General features: G+C 76.9%; 2 protein-coding genes. Both read left to right on the top strand.

The window, feature by feature from the left end; genetic code table 11:
- Positions 1-654: thiolase C-terminal domain-containing protein (locus tag QH283_RS22400; RefSeq protein ID WP_432420762.1), on the top strand; the 654-nt coding region annotated here is incomplete at its 5' end.
- Positions 651-1473: mycofactocin-coupled SDR family oxidoreductase (locus QH283_RS22395; protein WP_280504929.1), on the top strand; the 823-nt coding region annotated here is incomplete at its 3' end. The genes QH283_RS22400 and QH283_RS22395, both read left to right, overlap by 4 nt.

Here is a 1473-nt window from a genome sequence, read left to right as displayed (position 1 = left end):
CCCCCCCCCCCCCCGGGCGCGCGCAACCCCACGGCGCGACTGCGTTTCGACACCCCCATGCAACCGGCGTGGCCCGCGCCGGTGGTGGCCGACCCGTTCGGGGTCTACGACTGCGTGCCGCAGAGCGACGGCGCGGCGGCGCTCATCCTGGCCGCCGAGGAGGTGGCAGGACGTTACACCGATCGCCCGGTGTGGGTGCGTGGTGTCGGCCTCGGCCTGGATTCGGTGATGTACCAGCACAAGCGGGACATGACCACCTTTCCCGCCACCGTGCGCGCCGCCCGCCGCGCCTTCGACATGGCCGGGTTGCGGCCCGCCGACATCGACGTCGCCGAGGTGCACGACTATTTCACCGGCATCGAGCTGATGAGCTACGAGGACCTCGGCTTCGCCGATCGGTTCGAGGGTCGCAAACTGCTCGAGACCGGCGCCACCTCGGTGGGCGGCGCGCTGCCGGTCAACCCCAGCGGCGGGCTCAAGAGCAAAGGCCATCCACCGGGCGCGACCGGGGTGGCGCAGTGCGTGGAGTTGTTCGAGCAGTTGCGGGGGCACGCCGCCGACCAGGTCGACGGCGCGCGGATCGGCCTGGCGCACAACCTCGGCGGGCCCACTGCCGTGGCCGCGGTGACCATTCTGGAAGGACCGGGCCGATGACCCGCGCCAGGATGCCGGTCTGCTCCGGCGAACAGCGCCGGGTCGCCCTGGTGACCGGGGCGGCGCGCGGCATCGGCGCGGCCACCGTGCTGGGGCTGGCCGCGCGCGGCGGGGCGGTGCCCGCGGGCGCCCGCGTCGCCGACGATCCGGCGCTGCGCTATCCGATGGCCACGCCCGCCGATCTCTCCACCGTCACCACCCGCGCGGGCGGCCTGGTGAGCAGGCGCGGCGCAGTGCGTTCCTTCGTCGCCGACGTGCGCGACCCCGACGCCCTGCGCGCGGCCGTGGCGTCGGCGGTGGACATCTGGGGCGGACTCGACGCCGCCGTCTCGGCGGCGGGCGTGGTCGCGGGCGGGATGCCGCTGTGGGAGATGCCCGCCGAGCAGGAACGCGCCGTGCTCGACATCTGCCTCGGCGGGGTGTCGAACCTCGCGCGCGCGGCGGTCCCCGCGCTGCTGGCCCGCCCGGCGCCGCGCACCGGCCGTTTCCTCGCGGTCTCCTCCGCCGCGGCCACCGAGGGCGTGCCGATGCTCGCCTCCTACTGCGCGGCCAACGCGGGTGTGGTCGGGCTGGTGCGCGCGCTGGCCGCCGAACTCGGCGGCACCGGGATCACCGCCAACGTGGTCTGCCCCGGCGCGACCGCCACCACCATCCTCACCGAGAGTGCGCGGCTGTACCGGGACTCCGGCGGCGACCGGCGCGGGCTGCCCCCCGCGGGCCGCGGGCGCGGTCCCGCCGGGGCGGGGGGCGCCGGGGCCGCCGGGGCCGGGGGCGGTGAGGGGGGCGTCGCCGCGGGGGCGGGGCATGGCGTTGGCGCGC

Origin of the sequence: Nocardia farcinica (assembly GCF_029867845.1) — a bacterium.
GTDB lineage: Bacteria > Actinomycetota > Actinomycetes > Mycobacteriales > Mycobacteriaceae > Nocardia > Nocardia farcinica_A.
Note: the sequence above shows the minus strand (reverse complement) of the source record. Positions and strands in the feature narration are given on the sequence as shown.